This window comes from Fortiea contorta PCC 7126 (genome assembly GCF_000332295.1).
Taxonomy (GTDB): Bacteria; Cyanobacteriota; Cyanobacteriia; order Cyanobacteriales; family Nostocaceae; genus Fortiea; species Fortiea contorta.
Genome location: NZ_KB235930.1, coordinates 3,860,720 through 3,879,440, shown reverse-complemented (window position 1 = coordinate 3,879,440; position 18,721 = coordinate 3,860,720). Strand labels below are relative to the sequence as shown.

The 18,721-nt window shown below is 43.2% G+C and carries 23 protein-coding genes; 9 read left to right on the top strand and 14 right to left on the bottom strand.

Annotated elements, in window-relative coordinates:
• Positions 1-12 precede the first annotated feature (12 nt).
• A complete protein-coding gene (locus MIC7126_RS0117920; RefSeq protein WP_017654544.1) occupies positions 13-387 on the top strand; it encodes a hypothetical protein in 375 nt (124 codons plus the stop codon).
• Positions 388-799: 412 nt separating this feature from the next.
• Here the strand turns inward: MIC7126_RS0117920 and MIC7126_RS0117910 are convergent, their stop codons facing one another.
• Both MIC7126_RS0117910 and MIC7126_RS0117905 read right to left on the bottom strand, forming a co-directional pair.
• The gene (locus MIC7126_RS0117910; RefSeq protein WP_017654542.1) at positions 800-1,144 is read right to left on the bottom strand and encodes a type II toxin-antitoxin system PemK/MazF family toxin; all 345 of its coding nucleotides are present in this window, start codon (positions 1,142-1,144) and stop codon (positions 800-802) included.
• The gene (locus MIC7126_RS0117905) at positions 1,125-1,310 is read right to left on the bottom strand and encodes a hypothetical protein (protein ID WP_017654541.1); all 186 of its coding nucleotides are present in this window, start codon (positions 1,308-1,310) and stop codon (positions 1,125-1,127) included. The genes MIC7126_RS0117910 and MIC7126_RS0117905 overlap by 20 nt, the downstream gene beginning before the upstream one ends.
• Positions 1,311-1,463: 153 nt before the next feature.
• Here MIC7126_RS0117905 and MIC7126_RS0117900 point away from each other — a divergent pair, with 153 nt between their 5' ends.
• From MIC7126_RS0117900 to MIC7126_RS0117885, 4 genes are all read left to right on the top strand, one after another.
• Positions 1,464-3,890 (top strand): endonuclease MutS2, encoded by a 2,427-nt coding sequence (locus MIC7126_RS0117900; protein WP_017654540.1) that lies wholly within the window; start codon positions 1,464-1,466, stop codon positions 3,888-3,890.
• 298 nt (positions 3,891-4,188) lie between these two features.
• Complete coding sequence (locus MIC7126_RS0117895) at positions 4,189-4,794, top strand: DUF3038 domain-containing protein (protein ID WP_026100351.1); 606 nt, start codon at positions 4,189-4,191, stop codon at positions 4,792-4,794.
• A 137-nt stretch (positions 4,795-4,931) separates the two neighbouring features.
• A complete protein-coding gene (locus MIC7126_RS0117890) occupies positions 4,932-6,530 on the top strand; it encodes a DUF4335 domain-containing protein (protein WP_026100350.1) in 1,599 nt (532 codons plus the stop codon).
• A 242-nt stretch (positions 6,531-6,772) separates the two neighbouring features.
• Entirely contained in the window at positions 6,773-7,051 is a 279-nt protein-coding gene (locus MIC7126_RS0117885; protein WP_017654537.1) for a YiaA/YiaB family inner membrane protein, read from the top strand.
• A gap of 81 nt (positions 7,052-7,132) precedes the next feature.
• On the opposite strand, the gene MIC7126_RS0117880 is transcribed toward MIC7126_RS0117885, so the two are convergent.
• The 8 genes from MIC7126_RS0117880 to MIC7126_RS0117850 form a co-directional block, all read right to left on the bottom strand.
• Positions 7,133-7,591 (bottom strand): ferredoxin, encoded by a 459-nt coding sequence (locus MIC7126_RS0117880; protein WP_017654536.1) that lies wholly within the window; start codon positions 7,589-7,591, stop codon positions 7,133-7,135.
• Positions 7,591-7,977, bottom strand: coding sequence for a DUF1257 domain-containing protein (locus tag MIC7126_RS0117875; protein WP_017654535.1), 387 nt, complete (start codon positions 7,975-7,977; stop codon positions 7,591-7,593). The genes MIC7126_RS0117880 and MIC7126_RS0117875 overlap by 1 nt, the downstream gene beginning before the upstream one ends.
• 39 nt (positions 7,978-8,016) lie before the next feature.
• A complete protein-coding gene (locus tag MIC7126_RS0117870; protein WP_017654534.1) occupies positions 8,017-8,226 on the bottom strand; it encodes a DUF2997 domain-containing protein in 210 nt (69 codons plus the stop codon).
• 544 nt (positions 8,227-8,770) lie between these two features.
• On the bottom strand, positions 8,771-9,199 hold the full coding sequence (locus tag MIC7126_RS0117865) for a cupin domain-containing protein (RefSeq protein WP_017654533.1): 429 nt from the start codon (positions 9,197-9,199) through the stop codon (positions 8,771-8,773).
• A gap of 101 nt (positions 9,200-9,300) precedes the next feature.
• Positions 9,301-9,465, bottom strand: a complete 165-nt coding sequence (locus tag MIC7126_RS30585; RefSeq protein WP_154655918.1) for a hypothetical protein — start codon at positions 9,463-9,465, stop codon at positions 9,301-9,303.
• Between the two features lie 14 nt (positions 9,466-9,479).
• Entirely contained in the window at positions 9,480-9,848 is a 369-nt protein-coding gene (locus MIC7126_RS0117860) for a DUF1036 domain-containing protein (protein WP_161606849.1), read from the bottom strand.
• Positions 9,849-10,547: 699 nt separating this feature from the next.
• A complete protein-coding gene (locus MIC7126_RS0117855) occupies positions 10,548-10,823 on the bottom strand; it encodes a DUF4926 domain-containing protein (RefSeq protein WP_017654531.1) in 276 nt (91 codons plus the stop codon).
• On the bottom strand, positions 10,816-11,043 hold the full coding sequence (locus tag MIC7126_RS0117850) for a helix-turn-helix transcriptional regulator (RefSeq protein ID WP_017654530.1): 228 nt from the start codon (positions 11,041-11,043) through the stop codon (positions 10,816-10,818). Before MIC7126_RS0117850 ends, MIC7126_RS0117855 begins: the two co-directional genes overlap by 8 nt.
• A gap of 49 nt (positions 11,044-11,092) precedes the next feature.
• Here MIC7126_RS0117850 and MIC7126_RS0117845 point away from each other — a divergent pair, with 49 nt between their 5' ends.
• The 4 genes from MIC7126_RS0117845 (at position 11,093) to MIC7126_RS31340 (ending at position 13,581) form a co-directional block, all read left to right on the top strand.
• Positions 11,093-11,614 carry a hypothetical protein gene (locus tag MIC7126_RS0117845; RefSeq protein WP_017654529.1) on the top strand — a complete coding sequence of 174 codons (522 nt, stop codon included), beginning with the start codon at positions 11,093-11,095 and terminating at the stop codon, positions 11,612-11,614.
• Positions 11,615-11,616: 2 nt separating this feature from the next.
• Complete coding sequence (locus MIC7126_RS0117840; RefSeq protein WP_017654528.1) at positions 11,617-11,988, top strand: hypothetical protein; 372 nt, start codon at positions 11,617-11,619, stop codon at positions 11,986-11,988.
• Positions 11,989-12,391: 403 nt separating this feature from the next.
• Positions 12,392-13,414, top strand: coding sequence for a (S)-8-amino-7-oxononanoate synthase BioU (gene bioU / locus MIC7126_RS0117835; RefSeq protein ID WP_017654527.1), 1,023 nt, complete (start codon positions 12,392-12,394; stop codon positions 13,412-13,414).
• A 29-nt stretch (positions 13,415-13,443) separates the two neighbouring features.
• Entirely contained in the window at positions 13,444-13,581 is a 138-nt protein-coding gene (locus MIC7126_RS31340) for a hypothetical protein (protein ID WP_154655917.1), read from the top strand.
• Here the strand turns inward: MIC7126_RS31340 and MIC7126_RS0117830 are convergent.
• From MIC7126_RS0117830 to MIC7126_RS0117815, 4 genes are all read right to left on the bottom strand, one after another.
• Positions 13,564-14,106, bottom strand: a complete 543-nt coding sequence (locus tag MIC7126_RS0117830; RefSeq protein WP_017654526.1) for a hypothetical protein — start codon at positions 14,104-14,106, stop codon at positions 13,564-13,566. The genes MIC7126_RS31340 and MIC7126_RS0117830 overlap by 18 nt on opposite strands.
• Positions 14,107-14,152: 46 nt before the next feature.
• Positions 14,153-15,376 (bottom strand): type II secretion system F family protein, encoded by a 1,224-nt coding sequence (locus MIC7126_RS0117825; protein WP_017654525.1) that lies wholly within the window; start codon positions 15,374-15,376, stop codon positions 14,153-14,155.
• 103 nt (positions 15,377-15,479) lie between these two features.
• Positions 15,480-16,604, bottom strand: a complete 1,125-nt coding sequence (locus tag MIC7126_RS0117820) for a type IV pilus twitching motility protein PilT (protein ID WP_017654524.1) — start codon at positions 16,602-16,604, stop codon at positions 15,480-15,482.
• A gap of 36 nt (positions 16,605-16,640) precedes the next feature.
• Positions 16,641-18,653: a GspE/PulE family protein gene (locus tag MIC7126_RS0117815; protein ID WP_017654523.1), complete on the bottom strand. Its 2,013-nt coding sequence runs from the start codon at positions 18,651-18,653 to the stop codon at positions 16,641-16,643.
• Positions 18,654-18,721 lie beyond the last annotated feature (68 nt).

The window sequence follows — 18,721 nt, the reverse complement described above, 5'->3', positions numbered from 1 at the left end:
AAATTCAACCCGATGAAAATACAACAGAAAAGCTTTACTTTTTTGGCTATAGTTACTTGTGTCATGGTGAATTTTTCCTTACCTGTTGCTGCCGATTCAACAGCAGATTTAATCCTCAATCTGGATTGTCAAGGAGATTATAAAATCAATATTTGGAAAACTAAAAAATCCGGCGAACTACTCTATAGATCAATTAGTCCTCAAGGTAAATTGAGTTTGAAGAAAGGAACTAGCCAAGTGAAAGAAGGAGTGCGAGTTTACCAGTTTCGGAATGGCAATTATCAATACTGGGCGTGGGACGGTACATTAGATAGCCAGGAAGCGGGAATGCTAGAAGTGTACAAAAATAATCAGCTGCAACTGCAACAAGCTTGTACAAAAAGCTAATTTAATCTTTTTTTATTTGCAAGGATATCCCTCCAGGAAACTAAGCGCGAGCACTAACTCCTCAAGTCAAGCCAGGTGCTTACTTATTTTCCCGCCCTTGAAGCGGACTGGCGCTTGTACCCGCCCAAGGTGCTGTCTCCCCAATGCACTGGCTTGTCTTTGCGCCCAAGAAAGCGGGAAGCCGAGGAAGCGTCTATGCGCGAGGAAAAAATCATCCCATTATTCAGCAACGCCCATTTTTTTATTGCCATTAATTTGAGTTTTCTGGCAGCAAGAATTGTGACGATAAGTTCAGATTAGATATTGAAACCTTGATCCAATCTGAAACCTTAGAACTACTAGAATGGTATCGCCTCTGCGGCAACAAAACTAGGAGCGATCGCTTAATTTTACCGATGAAAGCTACCGACTATTAGTGTTCATCATGCTGTAATTTTGCTTCTAAATCCAGCGTAAATATCAAAGCTTGTTTAATTTTGAGCATGGTTTCTGCGGATAATTCGCCAAGTTGGCGATCAAGCCTCACAGATGGAACAGAACCTAAACCTTGTATATTAGCAATAGAACCTTGCCTTAAAAACGACAAAACAGGTAGTTCAACTTCGTATGCACTGCCTCTGTTTTGTGTTGTTATGGGTACGTAAAGAATCAAAGCCCTTGGTGGAGTTGGATCATCACGAGACACAATGATGACGGGGCGTGTTTTGGCTGCAAGCCCTAAATCAATCAGCCAGACTTCACCAGGTTTCGGGTTCATCAATCAGATCCAACACTTCTTGCTCAACTATCCTGGAACGAAGAATATCTAAAGCGTCTTGGTCTGCCAGTTCAATAATCTCCGCTAGGCGCTGACGAACTTGTTCGACTATTGCAGGCTGCCATTGGCGCAGTTTGATGTCAAGTTCTTGAATTAGAGCATCCATTATGTATTTTTTACAAACAAACACCATTTTGACTCTGTACTTCTATGTTACGGCATACTCTAGCAAGTTAATACTGCTGCAATTAACTGCAACAAAATTTAGCTTTCTGGCAGCAAGAATTGTTACGATAAATTCAGATTAGATATTGAAGCCTTGATCCAATCTGAAACCTTAGAACTACTAGAATGGTATCGCCTCTGCCAGCATCTCTCAACCTTTGCGGCAACTAAGTTAGGGGTGATCGCATCGCGTCAGCTGCAAATTCCCACATCTCAAGCAGCAAGTACGCAGTTGTTGGAGCAAACTAAAGAAGTCTACCAACTGGAAAGCCGTCTCGGCACGAGTTTATCTTTCGACGGCATTCAAGATATTGGTGACGCTATCGAACGCGCCGAACTACAAGGTATTTTAGCAGGGGATGAACTGTTGGCGATCGCTACCACCCTCGCAGGTGCGAGAAGTTTGCGGCGTGTGATTGACAATCAGCCAGATTTACCCATCCTCAACGAATTAGTCGCCGATTTGCGGACATATCCAGAATTAGAGCAGGAAATTCACCGCTGTATCGATGAACGCGGCCAAGTCACTGATCGCGCTAGCCAAAAAATAGGGGAAATTCGCACTGACTTGCGGAGATTACGCAGTCAAATTACCCAAAAGTTACAAAATATCCTGCAAGCGAAATCTAGTGCAGTTCAGGAACAATTGATCACGCAACGAGGCGATCGCTATGTCATCCCCGTCAAAGCCACCCACAAAGACGCCATCCCCGGTATTGTTCACGATACCTCCACCAGCGGCGCCACGCTCTACATCGAACCTAATTCCATTGTCCCTACGGGTAATCAATTACGCCAGACAATCAGAAGAGAACAAGTTGAAGAAGAAGTTATCCGCCGAGTTTTGACAGAGCAAGTCGCCGCTGTCAAACCCGATTTAGAAAGGCTATTAGCGATCGTCACCACCTTGGATTTAGCCACCGCCAGAGCCAGATACAGTTTTTGGCTTGGTGCCAATCCTCCCAGATTTATTCGCCGCGATCAGCAAGAATTCATCACGTTGCGACAATTGCGACATCCTTTATTAATTTGGCAGCAACAGCACGAGCAAGGACAGGCAGTAGTACCAGTAGATTTACTGATTAGTCCTCATATTCGAGTAGTGACAATTACCGGGCCGAATACCGGGGGCAAAACCGTAACTCTCAAAACCCTAGCTTTAGCAGCATTAATGGCTAAAGTAGGTTTATTTGTCCCCGCCCGCGAACCTGTAGAAATACCTTGGTTTGACCAGATATTAGCAGATATTGGCGACGAACAATCGTTGCAGCAAAGTTTATCCACATTCTCTGGACATATCCGCCGCATTAGTCGGATTTTGAATGCTTTGAGTCCCAGTGGCAATGAGGAAATAGGAGCGAATTCTGATGCGGCTCCATCCCTCTCATCCCTAGTTTTACTCGATGAAGTTGGCGCGGGAACAGATCCAGCCGAAGGTAGTGCGTTAGCGATCGCCCTACTCAAATATCTTGCGGATCATGCCCAATTGACTATCGCCACCACCCACTTCGGCGAACTCAAAGCCCTGAAATATGATGATGAGCGGTTTGAAAACGCCTCAGTAGAATTTGATGAAACCACATTGTCGCCAACTTATCGTCTATTGTGGGGAATTCCCGGACGCTCCAACGCCTTAACGATCGCCCTTCGTTTAGGATTGAAACCAGAAGTCATTGAACAAGCAAAAACCCAAGTCGGCGAGGGTACAGACGAAGTTAACCAAGTAATTGCAGGCTTAGAAGCCCAACGCCGTCGCCAAGAAACCAAAGCCACCGAAGCCCAAAATCTCCTGCAACAAGCAGAACGTTTATACCAAGAAGTATCCGCAAAAGCCGCAGCTTTGCAAGAGCGAGAACAAGCCTTACGGGCTTCTCAAGAAGTCGCAGTCCAACAGGCGATCGCCCAAGCCAAAACCGAAATCGCCCAAGTGATTCGCCGCTTACAGCAAGGTACAACCACAGCCCAAGAAGCCCAGCAAGCCACCAACACCCTCAACCAAATCGCCCAGCAATATCAACCAGCAGCGCCACCCAAACCCAACCCGGGGTTTATGCCCAAAATAGGCGATCGCATCCGCTTGTCAAAATTCGGGCAAACCGCCGAAGTCATCACCGCACCCGATGAAGACGGGGAATTTAGCGTCCGCTTTGGCATGATGAAAATGACCGTCAAGCTACAAGACATCGAATCTTTAGACGGTCAAAAAGCCGAACCAATTGTCAAGCAAAAATCAGTATCAACCCCAGCACCAGTTGCTCAACCAGCACAACCAGCCCCAGCCATTCGCACTTCCAAAAATACAATAGATTTGCGCGGAAAACGGGTAGCTGATGCTGAATTCATTTTAGACAAAGCAATTTCCGAAGCAACAGGCCCGACATGGATCATTCACGGTCACGGTACCGGCAAACTGCGACAAGGTATCCACACCTATTTGCAACAGCACCCCAGAGTCAGCCACTACGAACCCGCAGCCCAAGTGGACGGTGGTAGCGGTGTCACCATCGCTTACGTCAAATAGGCAATAGGCGTGGGGATTTGAGATGGAAACCTAATCAAAAATCCTCAATCTTGACATTGAATTGCCCCACGCCCCAAACAAAATCTTTATCTACCCGGTAGCTAAAACTGGTTAAACTTTCACTGGGGTAGTCAAATCTTTACTTTCACGCCAAGTAAGACAAAGACACCAGCTGTTGACCACAGCAATGAAAGCTAGCTCAAGCTTTTGAGCATTTAGCTATGGGAAACCAACCTTAATGCTTAAGAGTCTGTTTCAAAATGGGTAACAGCAACAGTCCCTATTAGCCTGATCACCTATGCTAAAAGTTATGCACTCGGCCGCCGATTCAGCAACTCCGAATTCACAGTGGGAGGACTTAATCCAGCTTCCAGCCCCAAACACCCTGCAATGGGACAATATCAAAACCCAATTAGACTTAGTGTTATTGGCGCTAGAAACACTAACTGGTACAGGTTCTGAGGCTATGCTGTCGGCAGCAATAGAGTTGAAATTAGAGTCGAGAGTGCCAGATCGTGTGGCTTTGTGGCGATTACGCCAATCAAATCCCTTACGCAAAGGTCAAGGAGGACGAAAAAAATTAGATGTAGAAGAAGCGCGATCATTAGTTCTGATCACCTGCTACCTCGCTAAACAACAGCAAGAATTAATTCGTCGTGCTGTTGGGCTATTAGAACAAATGGCAGAAAGTCATCGAGAACCTCATCAGGCTGCTTTATTAGGAGATTATATCGACACTTTCTGCAACGTCTATCAAGAGCGAATGGAAGAAGATGAGCAAATCTCCACAGATTTACTCACCCGTTTAGCGCTAAAACTACTTGTAGAATTACTCTTTTACAGCGCTGCTGGTGGACACCGTCGTCTCTGGCTAGCACTCATAGATCGTTCGACCAAATTTTAGATTTGAGATTTGAGATTGACCATCAAAAAATCTATCTGGAAAAGTTTGCTAAGTTAAGCTTATTCTCCAGAAAACTTTTCGCAAAATTCAAAATCCCAATTCAAAATTCCCAAATAGTCTCTCAAGCAGTTTCTGCCATGCCTCTATCAAATACCGTCATTCGTCGCTACACACCCCCCACTTGTACACTAGAAGTATTGGCGCAAAGCTCAACCTTGTCGCAGTTGATGGGTAAAACTGTTCTCAAACAGTTAAATTTTGTCCTCAGTTTTGACAGCCCCCAGTCACCAGCAGAAAACCAAGTGTCAATTCGGGGCGATCGCGATCAGCTAGAAGCTTTGTGTGATGCGGTTACTAGCTATGTACAAGATATTCTTCGCCAAACTCCAGATAATTTTTGGATCAGTTTCTCTACACCCCCAGACTCCAGCAAAGTCCCAGACGAATTAGCGATCGCAGATTCATCCCCATCTCTGCTAACAGCCAGCACTAAAATCTCAAACCCCTTCAATACCTCAATTCCAGACACAAAAATTTATCTAGAACCGAACAATTATTTAACCCATAACTTATTTCTCGGTTCCCTCGCCAATCCCACATCAGGCTCCGTAGTTCGCCTGAGTTTATTGCAACTATTCGACTTGGGGACGGCTTTAGATGAATACACAGCAGATATCATGGCTTTACCCACTCTCAATCGCCGGGGTTCAGGTCATGGCTGGCCAGCTTGGACATCTGTAGCCGCCGTCTTAGCTTTAGGTGTAGGCCTGCTACCTGTTACTTGGCAATATGTAAATCAAGCCAAGCCCAAGCAGCAAACAATCGCCAAATCAGACCCCAATTCTGCCCCAGTTCTCGCTCCCTCCACACCCTCACTCAGCTTCTCTACACCCCAAGCCGGACTCACTCCCACAGATAATTTACAGCCACTGCCAAATTTGGCAGTTACTCCCCCGCTTCCCACTTCTAAGTTACCAGCCCCACCCCTAACAGTCCCCAGTGGTTTGTCTGCACCTACTCAGACAGTTGGTAAGTCCCAGCCGTCTACAACTAGATTGACTCAACCGCAAGTCACTAATCCCGCCCTATCTCAAAACTCACCATCGCTAACGCCCAGCACAGGTGGTGGACAGCAAATCGCTATTCAACCAAACCCCTTATTAAACCCCGCGAATACAGTCCCCGCAACAGCAGATAATCTACCGAAAAAACGCAATCTTCCACCAAGGCTTTCTACTCCTTCAGCTAATATCGCTCCACCCTTGGCTAATTTACCCAGTAGCCAGATTCCAACTGAATCGCAGCCAGACCCACAGCTATTGCAAGGTAGCTCAAATTCTGCTGCAAATGCCTCTTCCGTCACCACTGAGAGCGATACTTTAGTCAGTAAATTGCGAAACGCTCGTGGAGGAAATGCAGCTTCCGCAGAAGTCGCAACCAACAGCACCTTATTTGATACTCCTCTCGTCTCAGAAGCCAGAGAATATTTCCAGCAACGCTGGCAACCACCCAGTGGATTGACAGAAACACTAGAATATAGTCTTACAGTTGCTGTTGACGGCACAATCGAAAGGATTTTGCCCCTCAATAAAGCAGCAAGAGACTACGTTGATAGTGCGGGAATACCCACTATTGGTAAACCCTTCGTCTCACCCAGTAGATCCGGTAAAAATCTCAGAATTCGCGCTGTTCTTAGCCCTGATGGCAAAGTAAAAGTACTTCCAGAAAACGAATAGTTTTTCATCATCTCAGTTAATCTACTGTATGCCAATTAGAAAATTGGTACAAGCACTGGTACGTAATCAAATCTCCAAAATTTGAGCAAATTGCTCTTTTCTGCTAAGTTTTTTCCTCAAATGAAAGCACTGTGGGGCTTGGTTTTCAGAGTCCAGTTATCAAACTGGTAAGGCCATAGCCCTCGACAACTGTACCAATAAATACAATCACAATTAAATTACACAGTGCAGAGGTAAAAAATATGCAAACACTCGGCCCTCAAAAAGACAGCCAAGCCTGGATTATTCAAACATGGGCAGCTTTTATTCTTTCGGTTTCTATGACCAGCTTTGGTATTGTTAACTTACCTGTGGATAACTGGGTAAAAGGCTTTATGGGTATGGGTTTAGCTTTCTCCCTCGGCTCAACATTTAATTTGGCAAAAACCACCAGAGATTTACATGAAGCCAAAAAACTGACAGCCAGGATTGATGAAGCCAAAGTCGAAAAATTGCTTTCACAGCACGACCATCTCAAATAAAATCTTGAGAAGATGGGCAGGTGGACAAAATAAAAGAGCCAGTCAAACCAGCCCTGAATTTTATCTATTAAATTTGAAATCTTAACCAGATTTTTTATTTTTCAACTTCTGCCTTTTGCGTCGCCGTTCAGTAGTAGCCACAGCGTGTTCTACAGGATAACCCACCACTGGAATTACTTGATATTTGCGGTCTTCTTCTAAATTTTTCAGCACCGTATAGTCAACCCAGTGGATACAATCAACCGGACAAGTGTCAATTGCTTCTTGGATTACCTCTTGTGCATCTCCATCTTGCCGAACTACGCGCGATCGCCCATAGTCTGCTTCAATATAAAAGGTGTTCCGTGCTACGTGGGCGCAGTGCTTACAGCCAATACAGGTAATTTCATCAACATAAACACCCTTCTGGCGCTGTATACCACCTAATTCTGGCTCCAAACCAGAACGTTCTGGCGCATCCCGCAGAAAACCACCTAATTCTGGCTCCAAACCAGAGCGATTTTCTGCTTGTGCTTCCGACGACGGCAGAAAATCAGACATTACGCACTCCAGCGCTGGACTACTAAGCGAATAGAACCGTCTTTTTGTTGTTGCTGTTCAGCAACCTGAAAGCCAACACGAGCAGTTTCTTTCACCACAGTTTGGTAAGCATAGCCTTGCGTTACCTGACGCAAGAACCCATCCACTGACAAATCTTGCTGCCAATATTGCAAGTCGGCTACTAGTTCGTACTCCTTGCCATTCCATCTAAATCCTATATCGTAGCCATTTTCTTGCTCAATCGCGATTTCGGCAGGATGGGTCTGACCGCGATATCCACGTACTTCCTGTGGCCCCGGCTTCCAATCAATACCTAAACCAGTGAGCGCTGCTTGCAAAGAATCAAGGTTACGGATTTGAGTCTTAATTTGGCTAAAGTGTGACATGGTGGTTATGAATCAATAACACTAAACTATGTTGAAAACTTACCAATCACTAAAAGTGGTTTGCGTATTTTCCAAGCCAGACTGCTGCACTTGAGCAGCAAAGAATTCTGAGGTCGGCTCATTACTAAGTACTATCCCTAGCTGCGCTTCTATTGCTGCTGTGACTTCAGCACAAGAAGCACCGATAATGCCAGTGACTTTCTCTTGAACCCGACCATCTGGATAAATGATGAATTCTAATGTCTCCATGCTCTTGGACAACCACGATAGTACGCTTGAACTGTGCTGCTCTACCACGAAGCTAAAAATATAGCCGTTGGAACATTTCCACTTAGATACAAACTTGCCATTTGTTAACTAATGTTCCATCCATCAAAATATATATCCCAGAATCTTTACAAAACTTATTATTTTTGTTAGTCAGCACATCTGTTAATAGTTAGTTTCTCTTAACCTGTTTAATTAGTCAAGGTCGAGCCTATTGAGTATTATTAGCCCCAAAAAGACCTAGTAATCAGCATTAGCGGTAGTATGAGTGGCAATTTGATTCACAAAAATACAAAATTTGGTGCCAAACTCTATCATTAGCATCATATTTTCTCTATCATCTGGATGATTAAATGCCCGACATCTGGAAGAAGCCGGGCAGAATTTAATGTGTATATTTACACATTAGTTATATTGACTTGATGTTTTTTTGAGGAAATATACGTTGTTTGACAGTATAAATACGATAATATGTCAGTAAATTATGTATCTTAATTGCTCATACTTATTCAGCAAAGCTTATTAGTTAGACCTGTTGGTCTAAATTGTAAAGCACCACATTTTCCTGTTCATTAGGGTCATTTCGCGCCACAATAGCTTGGGCTGGTTCAGTATCACTCAGGTTGAATGGTTGGTGAGGTACACCGGGCGGAATGAAAAGAAAATCCCCTTCCTCATTGATTACAGACTGTTTTAGCCCTTTTCCATAGCGTGTTTCCACCCTACCTTTTAACAAGTAAATAGCTGTTTCATAATCTTTGTGCAAATGAGGCGTCGCAGTCCCACCCGGAGGAATAATTACCAAATTCATCGAAATTCCTTGACTACCAGCAGTTGCTTGAGAAATGCCCACAAAGTAAGGTAGTTTTTGACGAGTTGGAGTTTCCGCATCGGGACGAACAGTCACTACTTCTGACGATGTTATGGGGGAGTTTGTGCTTTGCGAATCTGACATAAATAGTTCCTCCTTTTAGAGAAAGAAGTTGGGCGCGATCACCATCACCTTAGCTTCATTTCTATCTGCAATCAATAATTCCTCAGGTATGAATCCGATAGCTAAAGGGTTGTTATGAGCGTAACTGGCGATCGCTTGTGACAGATGCGTAAGTCCTGTATTTCGATCAAGAGGGCGATCGCATCGAGCACCCGCACTTGAGCGATCACATAGTTGGTCAATAGCCAATTTACTATGCGATCGCTCATTTTTGCAGAGTCAGTCACCTGCAGCAGCAAAACTATCTCAGTCTGACTGTGTAATCATAGCCGTCTGGTGAGACAATTTTATAAAATGTTTTGGGAATCATATTTGTAGAACATTGACCCTCAGCATTGTTAATTCTGAAAGATGATTGCTGAAGACAGAAGATAGCTGTTTCTTCCTGTTGTAATTTCCAAGGCTGCCAATTTTGATCTGAGGCATAAATATAGGCAGAAGTTGATCTCATATCACCCACAAGAATTACTTCACACTCACCTGAATTGACGTGAGTCCATCCACTAGCTACCCAAGTACCTTTGGAATACCAAGCTTTAGCAATATAAGCCTTATCAGATGCGCGACTACACACAATCAAATCGGCTTTAGCTTCAGGTGCAACGCTCATGACCATTGGCAGGGATAATATGCTAGAAATCAATAAATAATTTACTACTTTCATGTTGATGGTGAAATGTTTTTTGTGTGTTTTTTGAGTAGTCGGACGCAATTAATTACACAAAGTTTGAGAGAAAAATATTAGTCCGCAAAAATTCTCCCTAGAAGACGCTACGCGAAACACTGACAAAGGGAGTCTTGATTTTGTCGGTACAAACATTTTTCTCAGTTATTTTTTGCCCCTGATCAATAACAACTCACTACTGGTGAGTAGGTAATTAATTGTTATCTGATTACTGAGTTCATAAGTTAATCCACTGAAATATTGTTTAATTCCCGAAAATTTACAAAACTTTATAATTCTCGCTAATGCTTGTAATAACAGCGTCACAGAGGTACTAGTACAACAAGGCTGAAGTATCAAGTATGTAGACGCCTGAAAGGCGGCTTGCCGCAGGCTAGTGTGAAATGAAGAAGCTTGTATATTAAGCTTTTCATATATTTGTAATGGTTGATTTATTTACGCCGTGGTGTACTAGTACATTGCGGTGGAAATAAACATATTATTCCAAATGATGCAATAGCGTGGAATACAATTCTTTTGATTTTTGCTTCCGCACAGCGGTATTAGTTGACAGTTGAGTAATAGGGATGGCTTTTTGACCAAGGTTGGGACGGTCTACTACTCTTTTTAAGATACAAATACCGCTTACACTATCACCATTTCCGGTACTGAATCAGGAGATACTGGCTCAAAACGTAACACCATTATTTGCTCTGGACGTAAACCGACAGATTCGTAAGTACGCCCATTTCGGTCAGAAAATTCTACCTCAAATGCAGCGCCACCAGCTAATAATTCTACTACTGTGCCAACTTGACCACGGTATAGTTTATATTCAGACAGATCAACTGTTAGTGCTACTATATCCAGCAACTTAACTGAAGGTAAAGCGAGAGGATTGATGGCGGAAGGGTTAATCATCGCTCTCTCCAATTTTTTCGTAACCAAATAAATCATTAGGAGTACATTGCAAGGCATCGCACAACTTTGCAACTCTTTCAAACCACTCAACTCCGCTTCGATTATTCTCCCAATTACGAACAGTAGTCTCTGTGACTCCCACTGAATCGGCCAACTGCCGTTGTGTGAGGTCTAGACGCTTTCTCAGTTCTGCTACCCGTGGCACTAGTATGTCTCCCATAGAGAACTTTATATCATTAGTATGACGTAAAGATATTTACGCAAAGTTATTGACGTATAAAGTTCTTTACGGTAAATTAGCCATAGAGAAAGCGGCTTGCCTGGAAAACGAACCGCTTCTCTATCCAAAACTTGGTAATAGTATTATGTCAAAAATTAAGGTTGGGATACAACCGAGTATTGCTGTTGCAATATCAATCGCGTTGTCAAGTTCAAGTTTTTCACGCCCAGTTCATGCAAATCCGGCAATACTTGCGCCTGTTGCTTTTTGTGCTGGAACTGCCGGAATAGGGTGTATTTTGATTGGTGCTGTTGGTATTGCTGGAGCAACTTACTACGTTTGGGAATATGGTAGTGGAAAACGAGTTGTAGCTGACGCAGCAGGTAACGCATTCCGATCTGATGATTATCTAGAAGTTCCAGAGCAAGAAGATCAAGGCTCGGTATATCCGTTAAATGCTAAGTCTTGGCAAGCAGCACAGAGAGAATGCGCTTACTTAATGGGATACTCTAAAAAATTTAGAGTTTTTCTGAAAAAAGGTGTCTGGTATTGTACGGATAAAGGAGTTTAAACATGGATGTAAAGCCAAGACTTTTAGAGATTTGGGAAAACAATCCACCAAGCTTTTTCTACATTAATCTCCCGTTGCCCAATAGCCCATCAGTTATGCTTGATGGTGGTGGAAGTGGTTGTTATGATGCTGAGATTTTTATTCAAGAAATAGAATCCAATCTTGATAAAAAGAAAGGTAATTTGTGGAGCGTTCAAACATTTGGATACTACGATAATCCCAATCATGAATGGTGTCTTGTAGGGTACGAAGCTCTTAAACATCAGGTTTATCAGAAATTTATTATTCTGTATTATGAACCTGTTAACTATGCTCAGGTCGTTCAAGACTGCATGGAAAAAAATGTAACGAAAGAACTTATCACACGTAACTAAGCTTTTTTCAATAATTATTCTGCCTGCGTTTTTGCAGGCTTTTGTCTTGAAAAGTTCAGAGCGGCGGAAGCCGCCGCTCTGAACTTTTCGCTTTATGACTTATAAATCAACAGATACGTCTATTTCTGATTTGAAACGCTATTGCTCCTAAACGCTCAAACATATTGGATGGGATATTTTATTTATAGTAATTACCATGTGAATAACCCAACCACTGTATTACCACTGATACCGCCTCACAGAGGACTAAACCACCGGTCAAAAAGTTATAGTAAAAAAACGGCAACAGGAATGGTGTAAACCAAGATAATGAATGATAATTATCCTCTATAGCTTTTCGCCATCAGCCACAAGCTGAGATGCTGAATGCTAGAGGCTATTGATTCAACTTCACTACTTGACTATGAATCCAGAACAAGTCAACGGTTCTCTAAATATTTCGCCAGCGATACGCGTCGGGGTACTAGGTTTCGGTGGACTCGGACAAGCAGCGGCTAAGGTACTGGCTGGTAAACGGGAAATGATTTTAGTCGCAGCGGCTGATCAAAAGGGTTACGCTTATGCTGCTGGTGGTTTAAAAACTGATGCTTGCATTGCAACTTACCAAGCTCAAGGTTCGGTAGGTTATTTAGAACCTGTGGGCACTTTATCAAACAACAGTATCCAAGAATTAATCGCCAGTACACAATCCGTAGATGGGTATTTTCTCGCTTTACCCAACCTGCCTAACGATTTTATCCCTTCCGTAGCCAAAGAGTTTATTAAATCTGGTTGGCGGGGTGTGCTGGTGGATGCGATTAAGCGCACTACGGCTGTAGAGCAGCTTTTGGCGATGAAAGATGAGCTAGAAGCTGCGGGAATTACTTATATGACTGGGTGCGGAGCAACACCAGGATTATTAACCGCCGCCGCCGCTTTAGCCGCCCAAAGCTACGCGGAAATTCACAAAGTAGAGATTACCTTTGGGGTGGGAATTGCTAACTGGGAAGCATACCGCGCCACGGTGCGGGAAGATATAGGACATATGCCTGGTTATACTGTCGAAGCAGCCAGAGCGATGAGTGATGCAGAGGTAGAAGCATTACTGGATAAAACTAACGGCGTGCTGACCTTAGAAAATATGGAACACGCCGATGACGTGATGTTAGAGGTGGCGGGAATAGTGGGACGAGATCGCGTTACAGTTGGTGGTGTCGTCGATACCCGCAATCCCAAAAAACCCCTCAGCACCAACGTTAAGGTAACAGGGCGCACCTTTGAAGGTAAAATTTCCACCCATACCTTTACTCTAGGAGATGAAACCAGCATGGCAGCCAATGTCTGCGGCCCGGCCTTCGGCTATCTCAAAGCTGGTAAACAATTACACAAGCGCGGCATTTATGGTATATTCACCGCTGCCGAAATTATGCCCCAGTTTGTGAAGTAAGGGGCTAGGGGCTGGGGGAGGAGAGGGAAGTGTGGGAGGTGTGGGAGGAAGGAGAAGACGGGGAAGATTACAAGCGTAAGCATAAGTTCTTCAATTCTTTTTCATCCCACACTCCCCATCCCCCCACACTCCCCATACTCCCCTCATCCTTAACCCCTCATCCCTAATCCTTCTTCCTCAAGCCCCAAATCTGATGTTTGCATAATAAATGGCAATTCTGCGCCCATAAGACCTCGTTGGATGCGTTCTGAAGTTTCATGAAAAAGCACGAACAGCGGATATATAGTATTTGTCCCTTCACTTAAGATATGACTATGACGCAGAGGCATGAGCCATTCATAGTCCTGATATAGCCAAACTTGAGTTTGTCGCCAACGCCCCAACAAATCAGAAAAATCTTCATGGGGACGATGAATAAAGACTAGAATTTCTGCATCAGTTTTAATTTTCCACTCCGGATCACACATTAAAATTGCGACATCACAGGGTAAACAAGTTGCTTGTGCTGTGGTGCTCCCAGTGCTGCGGATACGGACAATGGGTAGAGGGATGGTGATTAAACTTTCATCTGGACGGCGTAGACTAGGAATCATTTCTAGATAGGGACGGTGTTGCTTGAGTAGAGCGATCGCTGCCAAATGATTGCTATACTCAGCCAAGCTGGTTTCGTAGTCAGATTTTTGCACAGGCATAGTTCTGTGGAGTGTGAAGTGTAAAGTATGAAAGCTAAATTGTTTTTTAGCCCAGCTTTTCAAACACCTTAAACATAGGTAGATACATAGCTAATAAAATCGTACCTACCATTCCTCCCAAAACTACAATCATTAGCGGTTCTAAAATACTGGTGAGTGCTTTAACTGACTGCTCAACTTCATCCTCATAAAAGTCAGCAACTTTCATCAACATACCATCTAATTCTCCAGTCTCTTCACCAATACTAATCATCTGAATTGCCATAGCAGGAAAAACTGATTCTTTTTGCAAAGCAATACTAATCATTCCTCCCTGTTGAATTTCGGAACGTGCAGCATCAATAGCATTAGCAACCACTTGATTTCCTGATGTATCTCGAACAATTTCTAAACAAGTGAGAATGGGTACACCTGAACGAGTTAGAGCACCAAAGGTGCGGCTAAAACGAGCAACTGCAGATTTTTGAATTAAATCACCAAACAAAGGCATTTTTAAAGAAAGCCGATCAATTGTTTGGCGACCTAAGGGAGTTTTATAATATTGCTTATAAGCAAATACAAATCCAACGATCGCACCAATTACAACAAAAGCCCAAGGACTTCTTAAAATTTCACTACAAGTCATTAAAAATTGTGTGAGAGCTGGTAATTCAGTTCCTAATTCTGTAAAAATCTTCGCAAAAATCGGAATTAAAAAAACAGTCATCCCCACAAAAATAGCCGTAGCTAAAAAGCCCACAACCATCGGATAAGACAAAGCTGCTTTAATTTGATTCTGCAATCTGGCTACATCTTCTAACAATTTAGCTAGACGGTTTAACACCTCATCTAAAACACCACCCACTTCACCAGCTTGCACCATACTTACATACAAACCATCAAAACATTTAGGATGTTTACGCATAGCATCAGAAAGATTCATGCCACTTTGAACATCACTACTAATTTCTATGAGAGCTTGTTTAAGTACAGGATTGCTACATTGTTCAGACAGCACTCCTAAACTTCTAACAATTGCTACCCCTGCATTAGTTAAAGCAGCAAATTGACGAGAAAAAACAGCTTTATCTTTAACAGCAACTTTAGCAAAATAGTTCTGAATTTTCTGGAAATCAAAACTGAGAGCAAGTCCTTGAGACTGTTTCAATTCTTGAATGACAAAACCTTGCTCTCTAAGATTAGTACGAGCTTGTGCTAAGGATTCAGCTACAAGTTTTTCTGTGCGAGATTTTCCCTGGGAATCTCGAATTCGGGCTACATAATTTGGCATAGATGTTGAAGAATAAGGAATGGAACATGGGGAATAGGCAATGGGGAAGATAACCGATGTCCCATTTCCTATTTATGAGTTTGATGAATACGAACCCTGAATACTAATGTGCTTTAGCCACTCCGGGTTTTGCACCTGCATTTGCTGGAGGTGCGCTACCACCAATGAGGCGTTGAACTTCGTCTGGTTTAGAAGTTTTAGACATTGCAGCTTCAAAAGAAATAGTTCCCGCTTTATACAAATCAGCTAAAACTTTCTCTAAAGTTTGCATTCCCAATTTACCACCAGTCTGAATTGCTGAATAAATTTGTGATGTTTTCCCTTCTCGAATTAAGTTAGAAATAGCAGGAGTAATAATCATAATTTCTTGCGCCATCACTCGACCATATTCACCTGGTTTAGGATTTTTCTTGGGTACTAAAGTTTGGCTAAATACAGCTACTAATGAGTTAGATAACTGCACCCTTACTTGGGTTTGTTTTTCATGGGGGAAAACATCGATAATTCTGTCAACAGTTTGAGCGGCTGAACTGGTGTGGAGTGTACCAAATACTAAGTGTCCTGTTTCTGCGGCAGAAATTGCTAAAGAAATTGTTTCTAAATCTCGCATTTCTCCTACTAAAATAATGTCCGGATCTTCCCGCAAAGCAGCTTTTAAGGCATTAGCAAAACTTTTCGTATCTTCGCCTAATTGTCGTTGATGAACTAAACTTTTAATGGGTTCATAAACAAACTCAATTGGGTCTTCTACTGTTAAAATATGCTCGGCTTTAGTGCGGTTGATTAAATCAATCATCGCTGCCAGAGTAGTTGTTTTGCCTGAACCAGTGGGGCCTGTAACTAAAATCAATCCCCTGGGTTTTTCCGTCATTTCTCTGACCACATCTGGCAAACCTAACTTTTCAAAATTAGGAATTTTGGAACTTAAAGCCCGTAAACAAGCAGCGTAAGCACCGCGATCTTTATAGACATTAACCCGAAAGCGTGCCAAACCTTTAACACCATAAGAACAATCTAGTTCCCAAGTCTGCTCTAAGGTTTTACGCTGAGTATTGTTGAGCATACTAAAAATCAGTCTTTGACATTGGTCAGCAGTTAATATGTTTTCACCGATGGGAGTGAGTTTTCCGCTGATGCGAAAGTAGGGAGGTAAACCAGCGGATAAATGCATATCCGAGCCACCCATTTCTATCATCTGTTCCATCAAATCTTCAATCATTAATTCCATATTTTTATTTCCTTTTTGTTATTAGTTGAAAAACGATTAATCTTGAAAACGAGACGTCATACAATAGGGACAATCTAGCCATTCCGGTTGTAATGTGGCGTCACAAGTTCGACATGTAAGACTACTCTTGCGTTTGGCTTTTAACTCAGCTTCTAAACCTGTATCAGTGAAAGTTACGCGGTCAACTTCTTCTAGAGTGGTAGCACCTTGTCGGACTAAATCTAAGCTGTAAGCGAGTAAGGTTTTCATCCCTTCTTCCACTGCTACTTCCTTAATGCGTTCTGTGGGTGCGTCTTCGTTGATCAGAGTTTGCAGATTTTCGGTGACGCGCATGACTTCATACACACCACAGCGCCCCTTATAACCGACACCATTACAACTTGGACAAAGTTGATTTTTAGCTTTGGCTTCTGCTATAGCTTCCGTTGGTAAAGTATTAGCTTTGTAAAAAGTGACTCCCACATCTTGAGAAGCTGATAAACCGTAGCGCGCTAGTTCTTCGGTGGTGGGAGTATAGGGAATGCGACAATCACCGCACACCCGCCGTACCAACCGTTGGGCGAGAACGCCGATTAAAGAACTGGAAACCATGAAAGGCTCAATTCCCATTTCTCCCAAACGAGCGATCGCACCAGGAGCATCATTAGTGTGTAAAGTGGTTAATACTAGGTGACCTGTCAACGCTGCTTCAATGGCGGTTTTTGCTGTTTCCTTATCCCGCGTCTCACCCACCAACAGCACATCTGGATCTTGTCGCAAGAAAGCCCGCAACGCCGTTGCAAAATCTAATCCTTTTTCCCGAATCACCTGTACTTGCGTAATTCCCGGTAAACTATACTCAATCGGGTCTTCTACAGTACTAATGTTGATTCCCGGATCGTTCTTTTCTGCCAAAGCCGAATACAGCGAAGTTGTTTTACCAGAACCAGTCGGCCCAGTTACCAAAATCAAACCAAAAGGACGACTGACCATTTCTTGGACAATCTGCAATGTTTCTGGATCAGTAATTAACTTATTCAATCCCAGTTGAGTAGAGGAATTATCCAGAATCCGCAAAACCACCTTTTCCCCGTAGCGACTGGGTAAGGTATTCACCCGGAAATCCACCTTACGTCCCTCAAACATCCGCCGGATGCGTCCGTCTTGGGGTAAACGCCTTTCGGCAATATCCAGATTAGAAATGATTTTAAATCTGGCTGTGACAGCTGGAATGATTTTTTTCGGTAGGGGGTCGAAAGCTTGGCGCAGCACTCCATCCTTGCGAAAGCGAATGCGGAGATTTTCTTCTTGCGGTTCAATGTGAATATCAGAAACCTTGTCATGCAAAGCTTTAGCCAGAATTCTATTGACAAGATTGATTACTGGTGCATCTTCTGCACCCTTCATTGCTGCTCCCAAGTCAGCTTCCATATCTTCGGGAGCATCATCTAAATCAAGATTGCCGAGATTTTCTAAATCTTGATTAATATCTGTAAACTTTTCTTGTTCCAGGTGTTTTTGTCGCACAGCCAGATCATCTAGGTATTGATTGATCAACTGCTGGTAATCTTCCTGAGTAATCACCATGCGCTGTAACGCTAAACCCTGGGGACGCAAGATGCGGTTGAGGTCATCTGAAGCCTCCAGATTATCCGGATCAACCATCGCCACTAAAACGCTGGGGGGGTTCTGGTCTTCGTTTTTTGACAACGGTACTAAACGATGACGACGACAGATGTCTACTGGAATTAAAGTGTCAATTAATTGTCCAACGATCGCATTCGCAAATTGGTTGACTTCCGGATCAAGGGATTCGACACCGTATAATATTTTCAGTTCAAATAGCTGCTGCTTTTTATATTGTCTCAGTAACTCAGGAGACAGTTGTCGTCCGGTAATCGACTCTAGCATCTCCGTCAGAGGTACACCAGACTTGCGGCTTTCAACCAGTGCTTGACGCATCTGATCGCTATTTACATAACCAGCCTGTACTAATTTTGTGCCAAATGGTGAAAACTCCGTTCTCGCCGTCAGCGCAGTGCTCCGACGTTGTGGTGACGAATAAGTCATAAATGATGAGCAATAAGTAGGGAAAACCTCTACTTGAAGTATTCCCAAGCTCTCGCCCAGAATTCTCA